At 72.8% G+C, this 15,014-nt stretch carries 15 protein-coding genes and 1 pseudogene; 10 read left to right on the plus strand and 6 right to left on the minus strand.

Features of this window, described 5'->3' with window-relative positions; genetic code table 11:
* Positions 1-68: molybdopterin-dependent oxidoreductase (locus tag ACWDR0_RS18440; RefSeq protein WP_456352787.1), on the minus strand; the 68-nt coding region annotated here is incomplete at its 3' end.
* 6 nt (positions 69-74) lie between these two features.
* Positions 75-1,148: pseudogene (gene sepH, locus ACWDR0_RS18445) on the minus strand (septation protein SepH); the annotation flags it as partial.
* Between the two features lie 466 nt (positions 1,149-1,614).
* On the opposite strand from sepH, the gene ACWDR0_RS18450 reads away from it, so the two are divergent.
* Entirely contained in the window at positions 1,615-2,493 is an 879-nt protein-coding gene (locus tag ACWDR0_RS18450; RefSeq protein WP_456352741.1) for a hypothetical protein, read from the plus strand.
* A 198-nt stretch (positions 2,494-2,691) separates the two neighbouring features.
* On the opposite strand, the gene ACWDR0_RS18455 is transcribed toward ACWDR0_RS18450, so the two are convergent.
* Both ACWDR0_RS18455 and ACWDR0_RS18460 read right to left on the minus strand, forming a co-directional pair.
* Complete coding sequence (locus ACWDR0_RS18455; protein WP_456352742.1) at positions 2,692-4,014, minus strand: D-arabinono-1,4-lactone oxidase; 1,323 nt, start codon at positions 4,012-4,014, stop codon at positions 2,692-2,694.
* Positions 3,971-5,218 carry an MFS transporter gene (locus ACWDR0_RS18460; protein ID WP_456352743.1) on the minus strand — a complete coding sequence of 416 codons (1,248 nt, stop codon included), beginning with the start codon at positions 5,216-5,218 and terminating at the stop codon, positions 3,971-3,973. The genes ACWDR0_RS18455 and ACWDR0_RS18460 overlap by 44 nt, the downstream gene beginning before the upstream one ends.
* A gap of 217 nt (positions 5,219-5,435) precedes the next feature.
* Here ACWDR0_RS18460 and ACWDR0_RS18465 point away from each other — a divergent pair, with 217 nt between their 5' ends.
* Positions 5,436-6,563 carry a ferrochelatase gene (locus tag ACWDR0_RS18465; RefSeq protein WP_456352744.1) on the plus strand — a complete coding sequence of 376 codons (1,128 nt, stop codon included), beginning with the start codon at positions 5,436-5,438 and terminating at the stop codon, positions 6,561-6,563.
* A gap of 171 nt (positions 6,564-6,734) precedes the next feature.
* On the plus strand, positions 6,735-7,544 hold the full coding sequence (locus tag ACWDR0_RS18470; protein WP_456352745.1) for an inositol monophosphatase family protein: 810 nt from the start codon (positions 6,735-6,737) through the stop codon (positions 7,542-7,544).
* Positions 7,545-7,696: 152 nt separating this feature from the next.
* Here ACWDR0_RS18470 and ACWDR0_RS18475 read toward each other — a convergent pair whose 3' ends face one another.
* A complete protein-coding gene (locus ACWDR0_RS18475; protein ID WP_456352746.1) occupies positions 7,697-7,864 on the minus strand; it encodes a hypothetical protein in 168 nt (55 codons plus the stop codon).
* A 370-nt stretch (positions 7,865-8,234) separates the two neighbouring features.
* On the opposite strand from ACWDR0_RS18475, the gene ACWDR0_RS18480 reads away from it, so the two are divergent.
* From ACWDR0_RS18480 to ACWDR0_RS18495, 4 genes are all read left to right on the plus strand, one after another.
* Complete coding sequence (locus tag ACWDR0_RS18480; protein WP_146482805.1) at positions 8,235-8,888, plus strand: response regulator transcription factor; 654 nt, start codon at positions 8,235-8,237, stop codon at positions 8,886-8,888.
* Between the two features lie 3 nt (positions 8,889-8,891).
* Positions 8,892-10,124, plus strand: coding sequence for a sensor histidine kinase (locus tag ACWDR0_RS18485; RefSeq protein WP_456352747.1), 1,233 nt, complete (start codon positions 8,892-8,894; stop codon positions 10,122-10,124).
* Positions 10,125-10,533: 409 nt separating this feature from the next.
* Positions 10,534-10,830, plus strand: coding sequence for a DUF4193 domain-containing protein (locus ACWDR0_RS18490; RefSeq protein ID WP_006345898.1), 297 nt, complete (start codon positions 10,534-10,536; stop codon positions 10,828-10,830).
* A gap of 13 nt (positions 10,831-10,843) precedes the next feature.
* Complete coding sequence (locus ACWDR0_RS18495; RefSeq protein ID WP_456352748.1) at positions 10,844-11,824, plus strand: hypothetical protein; 981 nt, start codon at positions 10,844-10,846, stop codon at positions 11,822-11,824.
* 334 nt (positions 11,825-12,158) lie between these two features.
* Here the strand turns inward: ACWDR0_RS18495 and ACWDR0_RS18500 are convergent, their stop codons facing one another.
* A complete protein-coding gene (locus tag ACWDR0_RS18500; RefSeq protein WP_456352749.1) occupies positions 12,159-12,632 on the minus strand; it encodes a DUF3093 domain-containing protein in 474 nt (157 codons plus the stop codon).
* Positions 12,633-13,088: 456 nt separating this feature from the next.
* Between ACWDR0_RS18500 and ACWDR0_RS18505 the strand changes: the two genes are divergently transcribed.
* Genes ACWDR0_RS18505 through ACWDR0_RS18515 form a run of 3 tightly spaced genes read left to right on the plus strand, consistent with a single transcriptional unit; the run spans position 13,089 to position 14,990 of the window.
* Positions 13,089-13,652 carry a PaaI family thioesterase gene (locus ACWDR0_RS18505; RefSeq protein WP_456352788.1) on the plus strand — a complete coding sequence of 188 codons (564 nt, stop codon included), beginning with the start codon at positions 13,089-13,091 and terminating at the stop codon, positions 13,650-13,652.
* Positions 13,652-14,203, plus strand: a complete 552-nt coding sequence (gene dut / locus ACWDR0_RS18510; protein WP_456352750.1) for a dUTP diphosphatase — start codon at positions 13,652-13,654, stop codon at positions 14,201-14,203. Before ACWDR0_RS18505 ends, dut begins: the two co-directional genes overlap by 1 nt.
* Position 14,204: 1 nt before the next feature.
* Positions 14,205-14,990, plus strand: a complete 786-nt coding sequence (locus tag ACWDR0_RS18515) for a DUF3710 domain-containing protein (protein WP_456352751.1) — start codon at positions 14,205-14,207, stop codon at positions 14,988-14,990.
* Positions 14,991-15,014: the final 24 nt, after the last annotated feature.

A 15,014-nucleotide genomic window follows, 5' to 3' on the forward strand; every position in this document is an offset into this window, starting at 1 on the left:
GGCCCTTTCCAGGCATAGAGATGGGGCACCACCAGCCGGAGCGGGAAGCCGTGCTCGGCGGTGAGCAGTTCACCGTCCTGTTTCTTGCGGCGGGTGCCGAAGACGATTTCGTCCCAGCTCGGAACGGCGGCCCGGCGGCCCGGACGGACACCGTCCGCCTCGGCCTGACGGTCGGTGGTCCCGATCAGCCGGTCCCGGTGGCCCGCGACCGAACGCGGCATCAGGACATCGGCGTACGCGGATCCCGCGCCCGCCGAGGCGGCCGGCGCGACCGACTCCTCGGCCTCGGGCTCCGCCGCGCTCTCCTCGCTCTCGGAGGGCGCCGGACGCTCCGGGACGACCATGTCGCCCCGGAAGTTCGGCACGGCCTCCAGAAGGCTCGTCAGGGAGTCACGTTCGGTCTCGTCGGCCGCGGGGCCGGTACCGCCCGGTCCGGCGGAACGGTCCGGCGCCCGGTCGAGGGTGCGGTCCAGCGGCCGGTCCCGGGGCAGCCGGGCGATCCTGGGCACGAACGGAACACTGGCCTCGTGCGCCGCGATGGTGTCGTCCGTCTCGCCGATCAGCGCACGCGCCTCGTCGTCGACGGCCTGCACCAGCCGGCGCGGCGGGTCGTAGGTCCAGCTCGCGGAGTGGGGTTCACCCGCCACCCGGTAGACGAGCAGCACCTCCCAGGTGCCGTCGTCACGCCGCCAGGAGTCCCACAGGGCCGTCTCCTTCTCGGCGCCGCGCAGCACCAGGCGTTCCTGGACGGCCTCGCCGAGCGGAGGGCCCGAGTTCTCCCCGGGGCGGCGTACGGGGGTCTTGCGGGCGCGTTCGGCCATGAAGGCACGCTCGGCGAGCACGGGACCCTCGAAGCGGCGCACCCGTTCGACCGGGATGCCCGCCATCTGGGCGACTTCCTCGGCCGTCGCTCCCGCGCGTATCCGGGCCTGGATGTCGCGGGGACGGAGGTGGCTCTCCACCTCGATCTCGATCTGGCCGAGGCGGGCGCGGTCGTTGCGTACGGCGGCCCGCAGCCGCTCGTCGATCGGAAGGGTGTACTCCGTGCTGTCCGCAGCCTTGAGCACCAGTCGTGTGCCGTCGTTGGAGACGGCCACGACACGCAGTTCGGGCATGGGGACCTCCCGGGTGGTGCCTGCCGACGTCACCTGTGCGTCGCTGCTTCCGCTAGTCGAGTGTGGCCTGCCCGGGTGCAGCCTGCCACAACCTTGCCGAGTTGCTCCGGCGTGTCGGGCACAGGCCCGTGATCGCCGCTGTGGCACGGTTACCTGTTGGCCACTGAGCGTGATCGCGAGATCACTCTCAGTGCAGATTTCCGTGCGGTATCGCGGCGCAGCCGGATCGAGCGCCGCTTTCGGCCCCCATTCCCGGGATCCGGGCACCCATAAGGGAGTCCAGGCCCAAGGCTCGCCACAGTACTCCATTCGGGCCATCAGGGTGGACTGCCGCGCCACCGAAGTTCGCACCGGGCACCACGGTCCGGCTCCGAACGACCGGGACGGGTGTCCTGCTTCACAAAATCTCCCCAAAGGGAACTATTCACTCCGCCCCATCTGTCCCTCATGCGTACGGACATACGTACGCACTCCACAGCAGGACGAGCAGGGACGGACGATGCACCAACGGCCGGAGGCCAGTGAAAACCGGAGCGAAAGCCGGGCCGCGCCGGGCGGTCCCGGTGGCACCGAGGAGCCGTCGGGCGACCGGCAACGGCCGGAGCGGCGGCTCGATCTGAGTCTGCCCCAGGTGGCCGGGAGCGTGCTGGCCACGGTTGCCGCGGCCGTGCTCGCCTCCCGGCTCGGGGTCTACGGCACGATCATCGGCGCCGGTGTCGTCAGCGCCGTCGCCACCTGCGGCGGTCCGCTCATCCAGCACCTCTTCAGCCGGACCGGTGACCAGCTCCGCGGCGTCCGTGCCCCGGTCCGTTCCCCCGGCCGGGGGAACGGACCGGGGAAGCGGCGGGACCCGGCGCCCGCACGGCCGTCCGGCGAGTTCGGCGCCGCCACCACCCACGGCACCCGGATGCGGGGGTGGAAGCGCCCGGCCGCCGCGGCCGCCGTGGTCTTCGGCGTCGCCATGGCCGGGATCACCGGATACGAACTGGTCTCCGGCTCGGGGCTGGACGGCGGCCCCGGGACCACGGTCGGCTCGGTCGTCCGGGGCGGCTCGAGCGACACCGCCCCGCCGCCCGGCGACCCTTCGCCGCCGCGGCAGGACGGGGACGGCGGAAACGACGGCCGTACGGAGCGGACACCGCCGCCCGGGGAGGGCTCCGGTGAGTCGGCGCCCCCGGACCGCGACCCCTCCTCCGGACCGTCCGGCACCCCGGATCCGGCGGAATCCGGACCGGCTTCGCCGCCCCCGTCGCCCCCGGGCGAGGGCGGTACGCCCTCCGGTCCCGCGACGGGCACCGGAGGCAGCGGGGCGGACGCCGGTTCGCGTACGGGGACGGACCCGGGCTCCGGTACGGCACCGGGCCGGACCGGCGGCTGATCCCCCGCCGCGCGGGCCGGGACCGGTCACCGCCCTCGTCCGCCGAGCCGCCCTCGCCGAACCCACCGACCTCGCCGCAGGACTCTCGGCGCCGACGGCCCCGCACCGGGCGCGGCGGGTGCCGTGGTGGGGCACCCGCCGCGCCCCGTCCGCCGAAGAGCGGCCGCCCGCCGCCCGAGCACCCCGGCGCGGGCCCGTTCAGTCGCCCAGCACCCGGCGCAGGTAGTCGTTCCCGAAGCGCCGCTCCGGGTCGAGCCGGTCCCGGAGGGCGGTGAACTCGCCGAACCGGGGGTAGGCGGCGGCGAGGTACTCCGCGTCCCGGGTGTGCAGCTTGCCCCAGTGCGGCCGGCCGCCGTGCGCGGTCATGATGCGCTCCACCGCGGTGAAGTAGGCCCGGTGCGGCGTCCCCCGGTACAGATGCACGGCGATATAGGCGCTGTCCCGCCCGGAGGCGGTGGAGAGCGTGATGTCGTCGGCGGGGGCGGTCCGTACCTCGACCGGGAAGCTGATCTTCAGCGGGGAGCGTTCGATCATCGCCCGCAGCTCGCGCAGCGCCGCCGTGCAGGCCGCGAGCGGCAGCGCGTACTCCATCTCCACGAAACGCACCCGGCGCGGGGAGGTGAAGACCTTGTAGGGGATGTCGGTGTACGTACGGGCGGAGAGCACCCGGCTGGCGACCCGGGCGATGGGCGGGATCGCGGCCGGGACGGCACGGCCGAGGGAGTTGGCCGCCTGGAAGAGTCCGTTGGAGAGGAGTTCGTCGTCGATCCACGCGCTGACCGCGCCGGGCGGAGCGGCCGGACCCGCGCTGCGGTTGTTGCGCTTGGTGTTGCAGTTGTCCGTGTGGGGGAACCAGTAGAGCTCGAAGTGCTCGTTCTCCGCGTGCAGTGCCTCGAAATCGGCGACCACCCGGGCGAAGGACATCGGCTCCTCCCGCGCGGTCAGCAGAAAGAGCGGTTCCACGGCGAGAGTGACGGCCGTGAGCACCCCGAGGGCGCCCAGACCGATCCTGGCGGCGGCGAAGACCTCAGGGTTGTTCCCGGCGTCGCAGGTCAGCAGGGTGCCGTCCGCGGTGACCAGCTCCAGACCGCGGATCTGGGCGGCCAGGGAGCCGGAGTCCCGGCCGGTGCCGTGGGTGCCGGTACTGACCGCCCCGGCGACGGTCTGGGCCATGATGTCGCCCATGTTGGTGAGGGAAAGGCCCTCACGGGCGAGGGCCTGGTTCAGCCGCCGGAGCGGGGTGCCGGACTCGACGGTCACGGTCATCGCTTCGCGGTCGATGCGCCGGATACCGGTGAGCAGATCGGGGCGGATGAGCAGTCCGTCGGTGGCCGCGACGGCCGTGAACGAGTGCCCCGTACCGACCGTCTTGACCCGCAGGCCGTCCGCGGCGGCCCGCCGTATCTCCTCGGCCACCTCGGCCGCCGACGCCGGGGACGCCTCCCGTACCGGGCGGGCGGTGACGGTCCCCGCCCAGTTACGCCAGGTTCGCGTCCCGTTCTCCGTGCTGATCGTGCTCATCGACCCGCTGCCCCTCCCGCGTCGGCACCGGCTCGCGCAGCCGGCGGTACCCGAGGAACGCCACCACGGCCGCGAGCAGCCCCGCAACCCCCGGGACGCCGTAAGCGGCCCGGGCGCCCCACTCGTCGACGGCGACACCCGCGGCACCGGAGCCCAGCGCCACACCGACCGCGAGCCCGGTACTGACCCAGGTCATCCCCTCGGTCAGCTTGGCGACCGGGACATGCGAGCCGACCAGGGCCATGGTGGTCACCATCGTCGGGGCGATGGCCATACCCGCGACGAACAGCGCCACGCTCAGGGCTATCAGATCGCCGACGAACTGGAGGGGGATCATGCTCACGGCCATCGCGCAGACGCCGACCAGCCACCGGCGGTCCGCGGCGCCCTTGAGGCGGAGCATGCCGAAGACCAGCCCGGCCAGACACGAACCGGCCGCGTAGATCGCCAGGGCGATGCTTGCCGCGGCCTTGTTCCCCTGCTCCTCGGCGAAGGCCAGGGAGACCACCTCCACCGAACCGAAGACGGCGCCGGTGGCCACGAAGGTGACCACCAGGACCTGGAGCGCGCGGGAGGCCATTGCCGAACCCGGGGTGTGCTGCTCGCGCGGGACGGGGACCGGCTCGGTGGCCTTCTGGGCGGTCAGCCAGAAGACACCGGCCATCAGGAAGAGACCGGAGAGCAGCGGACCGGCGGCCGGGAACCAGGCGGTGGAGAGACCGATCGCCAGCGGCGGGCCCGCGATAAAGCAGAGTTCGTCGACGATGGATTCCCAGGAGTACGCGGTGTGCAGCTCCGCGCGCCCCTGGTAGATCGCCGCCCAGCGGGCCCGGATCATGGAGCCGACGCTGGGTACGCAGCCGACGCCCGCCGCGAACAGGAACAGGGTCCACACGGGCGCGCCCGCGGAGGCGCAGACGATCAGCCCCGTACCGGAGGCCACCGACACCAGGGTCGCCGGGCGCAGCACCTTCGTCTGTCCGTGCCGGTCGACCAGCCGGGAGATCTGCGGGCCCAGGGCGGCGGCCGAAAGGGCAATGGTCGCCGTGACGAGTCCGGCCAGGCGGTAGCGGCCGGTCAGCTCGGAGATCATCGCGAGGACGCCGACGCCGGTCATCGCCAGCGGCAGCCGCCCGACGAGTCCGGCGGCGGAGAACGACTTGGTGCCGGGAGTGGCGAAGATGACGCGGTAGGGACTGGGCAACACGGGCTCCGGTGGTACAGGTCCGGTAAGGCGTATCAGTGGCGAAGACAGATTACGCGCCGGATCCGGCCGGGTGCACGGGGGTTTCCGGTCCCCTCCGGCCATGACCAGGAACGACCGCGGCCGGCCCCGCGTTCCCGGGCGGCCGGTGCCCCGTACGGGGGCCGCGACGGCGGGTGGGTGCGGTGTTGTCGGTGCCGGGTGGGAGGATCGAGTCATGTCCGACCTGCGTGACCCCGCCCCGTACGACGCCCTGCTCCTGCTCTCCTTCGGCGGCCCCGAGGGCCCCGACGACGTGGTCCCGTTCCTGGAGAACGTGACCCGCGGCCGGGGGATCCCCAAGGAGCGGCTGAAGGAGGTCGGGCAGCACTACTTCCTGTTCGGCGGCGTCAGTCCGATCAACGACCAGAACCGCGCGCTGCTGGACGCGCTCCGGAAGGACTTCGCGGACCACGGGCTGGGGCTGCCGGTCTACTGGGGCAACAGAAACTGGGCTCCGTATCTGACGGACACGCTGCGGGAGCTGGTGCGCGACGGGCACCGCCGGGTCGCCGTGCTCACGACCAGCGCCTATGCCTCGTACTCGGGGTGCCGCCAGTACCGGGAGAACCTCGCGGACGCGCTCGCCGCGCTGGCGGCGGAGGGGCTGGAGGTGCCGCGGGTCGACAAGCTCCGGCACTACTTCAACCACCCCGGGTTCGTCCGGCCCATGGTCGACGGGGTGCTGGCGTCCCTCGCGGACCTGCCGGAGGAGGTGCGCGGCGGCGCCCATCTGGTGTTCACGACCCACTCCATTCCGACAGCCGCGGCGGACGCCTCCGGTCCGGTGGCGGAGCACGGCGACGGCGGGGCGTATCTGCGGCAGCACCGGGACCTCGCCCGGGTGATCGCGGAGGCGGTGCGCGAGGAGACCGGCACCGAGCGCCCGTGGGAGCTGGTCTACCAGTCCCGCAGCGGCGCCCCGCACATCCCCTGGCTGGAGCCCGATATCTGCGACCACCTGGAGGAGCTGCACGGCGCGGGGGCTCCGGCGGCCGTGATGGTGCCCATCGGGTTCGTCTCGGACCATATGGAGGTGCTGTACGACCTCGACACGGAGGCGGCGGCGAAGGCGGCCGAGCTGGGGCTGCCGGTCCGGCGGTCGGCGACGGTGGGCGCGGATCCGCGGTTCGCGGCGGCCGTCCGGGAGCTGGTCCTGGAGCGGGCCGCGGCGGAGCGGGGCGAGCCGGTGCGGCCCTGCGCGCTGGGGTCGCTGGGCGCCTCGCACGACGTCTGCCCCGTGGGCTGCTGCCCGGCGCGCGCCCTCCGGCCCGCCGCGGCGGGGGCCGACAGCCCGTACGCCTAGGGTTTTCCCGGTGGGTGTCCCGGTGCCCGCTGCGGGCGGCGGCGACAGCCCGTACGCCCCGGGTTCCTTCCGGAGCCCGTCCGCGGAGCCCGTGGCCGCGCGCCTACGCCGCCGCGGGGCTCCGCCGCCCTTGCCGTGCCGACCCAGCCGTGCCGACCGTGAGGAACGACCGTGACCACCACCAGTGACCCGCTTCTGGCCGAACTGCTCGACCTGGCCCTGGAGGCCGCCGACCGGGCCGGGCGGCTGCTCCGCGACGGCCGGCCGGACGATCTCGGGGTCGCCGCGACCAAGTCCAGTCCGATCGACGTGGTCACCGAGATGGACATCGCGGCCGAGAAGCTGATCACCGGTTTTCTGGCGGAGCGCAGGCCCGACGACGGCTTCCTCGGCGAGGAGGGCGCCTCCAGCGAGGGGACCAGCGGAATCCGCTGGGTCGTCGACCCGCTGGACGGCACGGTGAACTATCTCTACGGGCTGCCGACCTGGGCGGTGTCGATCGCGGCCCGGCGCGGCGGCGAAACGCTCGTCGGGGTGGTGGCGGCCCCGATGCGCGGCGAGACCAGCCGGGCGGTGCTGGGCGGGGGCGCGTTCCTCAACGACCGGCCGGTGCACTGCCGACCCGCTCCCCCGCTGGACCAGGCCCTGGTGGCCACCGGGTTCAACTATGTCGCCGGGGTACGGGCCCACCAGGCCGAGGTGGCGGGGCGGCTGATCCCGAAGCTGCGGGACATCCGGCGCAGCGGGTCGGCGGCGGTGGACCTGTGCGATGTCGCGGCGGGCCGGCTGGACGGCTACTACGAGCGGGGGCTGCACCCCTGGGATCTGGCGGCGGGGGATCTGATCGCCCGCGAGGCCGGGGCGCAGACCGGCGGCCGGCCGGGTGAGGCGCCTTCGTACGAGCTGACCGTCGCGGCCGCCCCCGGGGTCTTCGGACCGCTCCAGGGGCTGCTGGAGGAGTTCGGCGCCTGGCACGACTGACCGGGCGCCGCGGACGGGCCGCGGTGGGCGGGCGGCGGGCCCGGCGCCCGTGAGGGGCCGGGCCCGCCGTCGTCCGCGCGGTACGTGCGTCCCCGTCCTCCCGGACGGGCACGGGCCCCGGGGCGGACGGCCCGCGGGGCAGTCGGGGTGCGTCAGGCCGCTTCGACCTGCACGCCGTGCTCGGCGGCAAGCCGCCGGAGGTCTTCCAGCTCGGCCAGTTCGACGTCCGCGAGGAAGTCGTCTCCGGTCTCGCGAGCCAGGGTGAGGTCGGTTTCGGTGGCCTTTATGCGCTGTAGCAGTCCTGCGGTGAATGCGTCCATATGCGCCCCCTCGTCGTGGGTGGTGGCACGGGGGTGTGCCTGGTGCCCTCCGCCGCGGGCAGCCGCGGGCGGGGGCGGTTCGATCACGCCGGCGCCGGCCGGGCGGTGAGCGGGCGCATACGGGGGATGCGCCGTCCAGGGCGTGATCTCGGGTGTCTTCTCGTCCTCCCCCGGCCTTCCGTACGAGAAACCTCAACTCCGCCGGAAATCCTCTGATTCCCCGGCGGCCGGGCGGGGGGTTTCCGGCTCCGAAGGCGGGAGCATCCCGCCTTACAGCCGGTTTACGCGCGTAACGGGCAGGATGGACGCGCACAGACAGTGCAGGGACATGCCCCGATCGGGTCGACGGGGCCAAGGGAAGGATCGCGACGTGCGCGTACTCGTCGTCGAGGACGAGCAGCTGCTCGCCGATGCGGTGGCCACCGGACTGCGCCGGGAGGCCATGGCGGTCGACGTGGTGTACGACGGCGCCGCCGCGCTGGAGCGGATCGGCGTCAACGACTACGACGTGGTGGTGCTCGACCGCGATCTTCCGCTGGTCCACGGCGACGACGTGTGCCGCAGGGTCGTCGAGCTGGGGGTGCCGACCCGGGTGCTGATGCTGACCGCCTCGGGTGATGTCTCGGACCGGGTCGAGGGCCTGGAGCTGGGCGCGGACGACTATCTGCCCAAGCCGTTCGCCTTCACCGAGCTGACCGCCCGGGTGCGGGCGCTGGGCCGGCGGACCACGGTGCCGCTGCCGCCCGTGCTGGAGCGCGCCGGGATCAAGCTGGACCCGAACCGCCGGGAGGTCTTCCGGGACGGCCGGGAGATCCAGCTCGCGCCGAAGGAGTTCGCGGTGCTGGAGGTGCTGATGCGCAGCGAGGGTGCGGTGGTCTCGGCGGAGCAGTTGCTGGAGAAGGCCTGGGACGAGAACACGGATCCGTTCACCAATGTGGTGCGGGTGACCGTGATGACCCTGCGGCGCAAGCTCGGGGAGCCGCCGGTGATCGTCACCGTGCCGGGCTCCGGTTACCGGATCTGACCGGTGGCCGCCGCCCCCGCACCCCCGAAGGTGCCGCCGAAGCCGTCCTGGGATCCCCGTACCCCGGTGCGGCCGCTGCTGCGTCCCACGATCCGGATACGGCTGACCCTGCTGTACGGCGGGATGTTCCTGATCGCGGGCATCCTGCTGCTGTCGATCATCTATCTGCTGGCCGCCCAGGCCCTGCACGAGGGCAGCACCCTGCCCTTCAAGATCCTCTCCGGGAGCTTCCAGGAGACCACCAGCGGCTGCGATCTGCCCGACAAGGGTTCGGGCGAGGAGTTCAGCGCCGAGCTGGCCAAATGCTTCGCGCACCAGCGCGAGCTGGCGCTCAACGATCTGCTGCGCCGTTCGCTCTTCGCGCTGTTGGGGCTGAGCATCATCGCCTTCGCGTTCGGGTACGCGATGGCGGGCCGGGTGCTGTCGCCGCTGGGCCGGATCACCCGTACCGCCCGCCAGGTGGCCGGATCCGACCTGTCGCGCCGGATCCAGCTGGACGGCCCGGAGGACGAGCTGAAGGAGCTGGCGGACACCTTCGACGAGATGCTGGCCCGGCTGGAGCGGGCCTTCACCGCCCAGCAGCGGTTCGTCGCCAACGCCTCGCACGAGCTGCGGACCCCGCTGGCGATCAACCGCACCCTGCTGGAGGTGCATCTCTCGGACCCGGCGGCTCCGGTGGAGCTCCAGCAGCTCGGCCGGACCCTGCTCGCCACGAACGAGCGGAGCGAGCAGCTCGTGGAGGGGCTGCTGCTGCTGGCCCGGAGCGAGAACCAGATCGTGGACCGCAAACCGGTCGATCTCGCGGAGGTGGCGGCCCGCGCGGTCGACCAGGCCCGCGGCGAGGCGGCCGAGCGGTCCGTGGAGGTCCGCGGGGCGCGCGAGCCCGCGGTGGTCTCGGGCAACGGGGTGCTGCTGGAGCGGGTGGCCCTGAACCTGGTCCAGAACGCCGTGCGGTACAACGTGCCGGACGGGGGCTGGGTGGAGGTGACCACCCGGACCGGGCCGGGCATCGCGGAGCTGGTCGTGGAGAACACCGGTCCGGTGGTTCCGGCGTACGAGATCGACAACATCTTCGAGCCGTTCCGGCGGCTGCGGCAGGACCGGACGGGCAGCGACAAGGGCGTCGGGCTCGGCCTGTCGATCGTCCGCTCGGTGGTCCGGGCCCACGGGGGCCGTATCATCGCGGAGCCCCGTGAGGGCGGTGGGCTCGTGATGCGCGTCACTCTGCCGCTCTGAGGACCACTCGGGGCCGGTCCCCGGGGAAGAAAATTCCGTTCGCTTTAGGCGGAATTTTCAGGACCTGTTCCGAGGTTGTTCGTGTGTGATCGATCACAGGGACGATTTTCGGACCATCCACTCTCCGTGATCACGGTTCTTCCGGAAAGCCGGGAAAAGTCCGGGTTTCCGGGGGTCCGAATCACGGGAAGTACACGGGGTGGCGCCCGTGAGCTGCAACATTTGGATCGTGTACGGTCCCCATCGCCATCCAACCCGATCACTCCCGGGGGATCCGGTTGGGTGTCGATTGAGTAACAGACCTTGATGTGAGGCAAAATCTCCGCCTCAGGTCGGGCACAAGTCCGGCCTCTCACGCGTTACGTGCGCTGGAGACACCGCAATCACACCCAGAGGGGGAGAGCGACACATGGCAACGGACTACGACACCCCACGCAAGACCGACGACGACGTCGATTCGGACAGCCTTGAGGAACTGAAGGCCAGGCGGAACGACAAGTCGACCTCGACCGTCGACGTCGACGAGTTCGAGGCCGCCGAGGGCATGGAGCTGCCCGGCGCGGACCTCTCCAACGAGGAGCTGGCCGTCCGGGTGCTGCCCAAGCAGGCCGACGAGTTCACCTGCATGAGCTGCTTCCTGGTCCACCACCGCAGCCAGCTGGCCCGTGAGAAGAACGGCCAGCCGATCTGCCGCGACTGCGAGTAAGGTCCGGTCGGCCGTGGCAGGCGAGACACCGTCGAGGAAGCGGCGTTTCCGGCTTCTGAAGCCGTCGGAGACGCATCAGGGCGGTACGGGACCGTCCGGGGCTCCTGAGCCCCTGGGCGAGCACTCGGCCGCCCTCCTGCCCCATGCCGTGGGAGATGCCGGGCGAGGCCTTGCGGCCTCGCCTGACGCACTCCCCGCGCAGACCCCGCCCCCGGCCGTGGACCCGGTCGGGGATCCGGCGGCGGAGCAGGTTCCGGGAAAGGCCGGCAAGCTGGCCGGCGTACGCCGGGGCGTCCGCAGAAGCGGGCAGAGCGCCAAGGCGGCCGTCGGCTATCTCGCCGACCGGATCATCGAGAACGCCCCGCGCATTCCGGTGCGCGATCTGGCGACCCTGCGTGCGCAGTTCCCCGGCCTGGGCCCCGAGCAACTGGCCGACAAGCTGGTCGCGGGCGCGGCCGCCGGGACGGCGACCGTGGGAGCGGGCGTGGGAGCGGCGGCGATGCTGCCCGTACCGCCCGCGATGCCCGCCGAACTGGCCACCGAGATCACCGGTGTGGCCGCGATAGAACTCAAGCTGATCGCCGAGCTGTACGAGGTCTACGGCCTGCGGCCGCCGGGCACGCTCAAGGACCGCAGCACCCTCTATCTGGCCACCTGGTCGGAGGAGCGCGGTATCGACGTGACCAAGCCGTCGACGTACAAGAACGCCGCGCTGGTCAGCAGCGGGCTCAAGCGCGAGCTGCGCCAGCAGATCATGAAGCGCATGATCCGGAACCTGCCGAATCTGCTGCCGTTCATGATCGGTGCGGCCGTCGGAGCCGTGATCAACCGCCGGGACACCCGCCACCTCGCCGAGCGCATCCGCAAGGACCTGCGGGCCGGCCAGGTGCCGTGGGACGCGCTGGAGGCGCTTCCGCCGCTGGAGCAGCCGCAGCAGGCGCTGGAGCTGTCGCCGGACTCCTGGGCGGACCGGGCCCGCGAGCTGGAGCGCTGAGGCTCCCTCCGCACTCCGTGACCGACCGTGCCGGGGGCCCGCAGCGGCCCCCGCTTCCCCTAGGTCGTGTCCGCAAAGTCCCGTCTGGCCCGCGACGCCCGGCACGCACACTCGCTGCGTTGTCGGGATTTCCCAAGTACGTCCAGTACGAGCGAAACCCTCCGCCTTGCGATTGCACGCACCGAACGCCGCAGGCCCCGCCCTCCGGGCGGACGACGCTACTTTGCGGACACGCCCTAGCACCCCGCAGAGCGCTCCGCCCTGCCCCGACGGCCGTCTCAGGGCCGCCGGAGCGGCCCTGAGCGGCCTCGGCGGGCCGTTCCGGTCTTCCGGGTCACCCGGCCGCGGGACGGCCGGACAGCGCGGCGGAGAGGGCTTCCGGATCGCGCGTCGAGAGATAGACGTACGGGGTCGGGTCCGCCGGGTCGGTGACCGGGATCCTGACCGCCGTCGGCACATAGCTGCGGAGCAGCATGAAGGCCCGGGCGTCGGCCTTGTACGAGCGCCAGGCGCGGGCCTCCTCCGGGTCGAGCACCTCGGGCTCACCGAGCGCCGTCAGCGGGATCCGGGCGTCCCCGGCGACCAGGGCCCCCGCGACCACCCTGATCCGGGCACTGCCGTAGGAACTCACCACCGCGCCCGCCAGCAGCGCCACCAGGACCACGGCGACCAGCGCCGGAAGCAGGCCGACCGGGAAGACCGTGAGCCCTCCGGTGAGGCCCAGCAGTCCGCAGATCACCCACCAGAGGGCGGGGGCGGTCAGGCGTTCTTCGTAGCGCGGCGCGGCGGCCGGTGCGGAGGGCTGCATGCCGTCAAGCTTGGCACGCGCGCCGGGGCGGCCCTCGTGCGGGTACGGGCGCGGTTCACCGGCGGCGTACGGGCCTTGCGGCCCGGGTGCGGGCGCCCGGTGGCGGCCGCCGCCGTACCGCCGGAGAGCGGCCGGACTCCTCGTACTCGGGTACGCGGGGGTACTCGGGTATGCAGAACGCCACCCGCGGCCGGGCGGACGCGGCCCGCGTCCGGACTCTCGTTGCACGCGCGGACTCTCGTACACGCATACGAGTAACCGTCGGGCATGCGTACGGGAATCGTCCTGGCGCCGCGGTCCGCCGTCCGTGCGCACCGGCGCACGCGGGCGGACGCCCAAGGCTCGCGTGAGGCAACGGCCCGACCGCGGGTAAGGTCTGCGCCTGTGAGCACTGCACATCCACCGGGGCCGGGCCCCGGGCCGGAACCGGGCCCGGCGGCCGCCCGCCCCTCGACCGTGACGCCTCCGGCCGATGCCGTACCCCCGGTACGCCACCCGGACGCCCCCGCGCCCGGCGAACTGCTCGGAACGCACTACGAGCAGTGTTTCGGCTGCGGTCGCGACCAGCCGCACGGTCTGCATCTGGCGGCCCGGGCCGGTGACGGCGTGAGCATCACCGCCGAGTTCACCGTGAAGCCCGCGCACCAGGGTGCGCCGGGCCTGGCCCACGGCGGGGTGCTCGCCACCGCCCTGGACGAGTCGCTGGGCTCGCTGACCTGGCTGCTGCGGACCATCGCGGTGACCGGGCGGCTGGAGACCGACTTCGTGCGTCCGGTGCCGGTCGGCACCGTGCTGTTTCTCCGGGCCGAGGTGACCGCGGTCGCGGGCCGGAAGATCTACGCCCGGGCCGAGGGCCGGATCGGCGGCCCCGAGGGACCGCTCGCCGTCCGTGCGAATGCCCTCTTCGTCGAGGTCAAAGTCGATCATTTCATCGACAACGGCCGCGCCGAGGAGATCGAGGCCGCCATGGCCGACCCCGACCAGATCCGCCGCGCCCGCGCCTTCGAGGTGAATCCCTGATGTCCCCCGTGTCCGGCCCCCACGGCCCCCACGACCTGCTCGACGTGCTGATCCGCCGGGTCGACCCCGAGGTGCCGCTGCCGTCCTACGCGCACCCGGGCGACGCCGGAGCCGACCTGGTGACCTGCGAGGCCGCCGTGCTGGAGCCCGGGGAGCGGGCCGTGCTGCCGACGGGGATCTCCCTGGCGCTCCCCGACGGGTACGCCGCCTTCGTCCATCCGCGCTCGGGCCTCGCCGCCCGCTGCGGAGTAGCCTTTGTGAATGCCCCCGGGACGATTGACGCCGGGTACCGTGGGGAAATCAAGGTGATCGTGGTCAATCTCGACCCGCGCGAGAGCGTGCGGTTCGAGCGCTTCGACCGCGTCGCCCAGCTTGTCGTCCAGAAGGTCGAGAAGGTGCGCTTCCACGAGGTGGCGGAGCTTCCCGGCTCGGCACGGGCCGAGGGGGGCTTCGGGTCCACCGGCGGTCATGCCGCCGTGGGCGGCACAGCGGATGGTTCAGCGGGTGGGAATCGATACGCTTCCGTCGTATCCGACCGGGAAGGACAGTGACGTGTTCGGACGTCGCAAGAAGAGTGGTTCCGCGAAGGACGCGGACGCAGCGGGCGAGACCGAGCAGGTCGACGCGGCCCTGGACGGGCCGGACGAAGCCGGTGAGGACGCCGACGACGTCGCACCCCGGCGGGTGAACCTTCCTCCGGCCCCGCGGCCCGACGGCCCCTGGGACCTGTCCGAGGTGTCCAAGCCCGCCGAGGGCCGGGTCGACCTGGGCGGTCTGTTCGTGCCCGGAGTCGAGGGCATGGAACTGCGCGTCGAGGTCGCCGGTGACGCGATCGTCGCCGCGACGGTCGTCCTCCGGGACAGCGCCGTCCAGCTCCAGGCGTTTGCCGCGCCGAAGAAGGAAGGCATCTGGGGCGAGGTCCGCGAGGAGATCGCCGGTGGCATCACCCAGCAGGGCGGTGTGATCGACGAGGTCGAGGGTCCGCTCGGCTGGGAGCTGCGGGCCCAGGTCCCGGTGCAGCTGCCGGACGGCACGGGCGGGGTGCAGCTGGTGCGCTTCGTCGGCGTCGACGGCCCCCGCTGGTTCCTGCGCGGAGTGATCTCCGGCCAGGGCGCGGTCCAGCCGGAGGCGGCCGGTCTGCTGGAGCAGATCTTCCGTGACACGGTCGTGGTCCGCGGTGACGGCCCGATGGCCCCCCGTGACCCGATCGTCCTCAAGCTGCCCGAGGACGCGCAGATGGTGCCCGAGGGCGTCCAGCAGGAGGAGCAGGCCGGTTCCCGCTTCTCCGGCGGTATGGGACAGCTCCAGCGCGGCCCGGAGATCACCGAGGTCCGCTGACCGCGCCGGCAGCGGCGCCGCAGC

The sequence above is a fragment of the Streptomyces sp. NPDC003691 genome (assembly GCF_053981115.1).

Excerpts from the sequence above, each read along its gene's own strand:
- ACWDR0_RS18450 (WP_456352741.1), top strand. The coding sequence starts at position 1,615 with ATGCACCAACGGCCGGAGGCCAGTGAAAACCGGAGCGAAAGCCGGGCC.
- ACWDR0_RS18455 (WP_456352742.1), bottom strand. The coding sequence starts at position 4,014 with ATGAGCACGATCAGCACGGAGAACGGGACGCGAACCTGGCGTAACTGG.
- ACWDR0_RS18465 (WP_456352744.1), top strand. The coding sequence starts at position 5,436 with ATGTCCGACCTGCGTGACCCCGCCCCGTACGACGCCCTGCTCCTGCTC.
- ACWDR0_RS18475 (WP_456352746.1), bottom strand. The coding sequence starts at position 7,864 with ATGGACGCATTCACCGCAGGACTGCTACAGCGCATAAAGGCCACCGAA.
- ACWDR0_RS18490 (WP_006345898.1), top strand. The coding sequence starts at position 10,534 with ATGGCAACGGACTACGACACCCCACGCAAGACCGACGACGACGTCGAT.
- ACWDR0_RS18500 (WP_456352749.1), bottom strand. The coding sequence starts at position 12,632 with ATGCAGCCCTCCGCACCGGCCGCCGCGCCGCGCTACGAAGAACGCCTG.
- dut (WP_456352750.1), top strand. The coding sequence starts at position 13,652 with ATGTCCCCCGTGTCCGGCCCCCACGGCCCCCACGACCTGCTCGACGTG.